The sequence below is a fragment of the Aeromonas sp. ZOR0001 genome (genome assembly GCF_000801015.1).
In the GTDB taxonomy this organism is placed as follows: Bacteria; Pseudomonadota; Gammaproteobacteria; order Enterobacterales; family Aeromonadaceae; genus Aeromonas; species Aeromonas veronii.
This window is the reverse complement of the sequence record NZ_JRJY01000008.1, coordinates 93,646-95,591: the sequence shown is the minus strand read 5'-3', so window position 1 is coordinate 95,591 and position 1,946 is coordinate 93,646. Positions and strand designations below refer to the sequence as shown.

3 protein-coding genes and 1 pseudogene are annotated in these 1,946 nt (G+C 62.4%); 2 read left to right on the top strand and 2 right to left on the bottom strand.

Annotation, left to right across the window (positions count from 1 at the left end):
* Positions 1 to 61: 61 nt before the first annotated feature.
* A complete protein-coding gene (locus tag L972_RS01590) occupies positions 62 to 547 on the bottom strand; it encodes a hypothetical protein (protein WP_047434727.1) in 486 nt (161 codons plus the stop codon).
* Between the two features lie 86 nt (positions 548 to 633).
* A complete protein-coding gene (locus L972_RS01585) occupies positions 634 to 1,056 on the bottom strand; it encodes a hypothetical protein (RefSeq protein ID WP_005340092.1) in 423 nt (140 codons plus the stop codon).
* Positions 1,057 to 1,144: 88 nt separating this feature from the next.
* Between L972_RS01585 and L972_RS01580 the strand changes: the two genes are divergently transcribed.
* Both L972_RS01580 and L972_RS21700 read left to right on the top strand, forming a co-directional pair.
* Positions 1,145 to 1,813 (top strand): response regulator transcription factor, encoded by a 669-nt coding sequence (locus L972_RS01580; protein ID WP_047434725.1) that lies wholly within the window; start codon positions 1,145 to 1,147, stop codon positions 1,811 to 1,813.
* Positions 1,810 to 1,946, top strand: a pseudogene (locus tag L972_RS21700) (sensor histidine kinase); the annotation flags it as partial. The gene L972_RS01580 and the pseudogene L972_RS21700, both read left to right, overlap by 4 nt.

Sequence of the window (1,946 nt, the reverse complement as noted above, 5' to 3'; positions counted from 1 at the left end):
CAGCCATTATTTAATGGCTGCCACAATATGGTGAAACCATATTAAATAAGAAGATGCTGAATTACTCTTCCGGATTGATCACTTCAATTCCCTGCAATATTCCATCCGCCGAACGGATCAATACCAGCTCGCTCCCGGCGTGCAGATCGGCGACCGAGCCGTTGACCCAGCGCACCTGCGGATTGAGTGGCACAGTGCCCAGGGTGGCCAACGTGAGCTGCCGGTCATCGAAGGATTGCAGGCGATCTTGCGCCCGCTGCCAGGGCTGATTGGCCAGCGGGGCTCTGGCGGCCAGCAGCTCAATCCGGGTGGCAACGCCATCGGCCACCAGCAGGGCGAGCTGGTCGCCGGGTTTGAGTGGCTGTGGCCAAATCTCCCCCTGCCGCCAGACGGCGGCACTGCCCAGCTCCACCTCGGCCCCCTGAAATTGCAGGCGGATGCCGTCGCTGTACTCCAGCTCCACCAGCCACAATTCGTCGGCTCCCGCCTGCGCCGCCCAGAGCGGCACACCCAGCATCCATGCACACCACTTTCTCGATTGTTCCATCTTCGTTCGTCCCTGAACAAAAAGCCCATGCAGGACAAGCATGGGCTTCATTCGGGAGCATTTCTAATCGGAACGCAGAGATCGGATCAGTCATCCTCGCGGCAGCGGCTCAGGCGCATGCCGTCAAACTTGCACTCCAGCTCGAGCCAGCGCCCTTCAAACGGCGCCAGACTGTTATCCGAGGTGGTGTAGCCCCAGATCCGCCCCCCTTCGACCGGCCCCTCCAGATCCATTTCGTCCTTGTCATCTTCGTCGAGGGCCTCGACCTTGCGCACATAGCGCACGCCGTTCTCCACCACCCCCTTCATCTCGACCCAGGTACCGCCGAGGTCATCCTCGTTGAGCCAATCCTTGAAGCGGGTCTGGTCGTCGATCACGAACGGCATGCCGTTGACCATCAACTGGCCAAGCTGCCAGGTGGTGCGGCCGGTCAGTTTGAATTCGGTCGCCTGTGCGGTGCCAAGTGGCAACAAGATCAGCAACAGAAGGGCGCAGAGAGACTTCTTCATCAGGGATCCTCGGGGTTACACTGGCAAACAGGATGCCGAATCCGGTGTGAAAAGAGCGTGAAACGCTCGCCAACCAGGAGAGCAAAGCATGAAGATTTTGGTAGTGGAAGACAATCCTCAGGTGGCGGAAACCATCATGGATTATCTGGAGCTGGCCGGTCACCGCCTCGATTGTGCCTATCACGGTCAGGCGGCGCTGCAACTGCTGGAGGATCAGCGTTTCGACGTCATCATCATGGATGTGATGATGCCGCGCCTCGATGGCCTCAGCACGGTGGCGCGCCTGCGCGAGCAGGGGATTGCCACTCCCGTGCTGTTTCTCACCGCCCGCGACAGCCTGGAGGACAAGCTGGCGGGGTTCAAGGCCGGTGGCGACGACTATCTGGTCAAGCCGTTCGCCATGGAGGAGCTGGAGGTACGGCTGCAAGCTCTGAGCCTGCGTGGCCCGCGCGGCGATGTGGGGGCCATCAGCTTTGGCGATCTGACGGTCGATGTCGCCAGCGGCCGCGCCACCCGCGCCGGTGAGCCCCTCAAGCTCGGCAAGATCCCGTTCCGGATCCTCGCCCTGCTGGCCCGCCGCGCCCCCGCCATCGTCAGCCGTCAGGAGGTGCTCGACACCGTCTGGGGGGATGAGGAGCCCGACTCCGATGCCCTGCGCAGCCATATCTATGCCCTGCGCAACGCACTCGACAAACCCTTCCCCACTCCCATGCTGGAGACCCTGCACGGCCAGGGCTACCGACTGGTGAGCGCATGAGCCTGCCGAGCCTGCGCCGCCGCCTGATCATGGCGCTCGGCGGCGCCGGGGTGGTGCTGCTGATCCTGCTCTCCGGCCTGATGCTGGTGGCCGAAGACAAGATGGAGGAGCTGAGCCTGCGCCACTGGCTGGA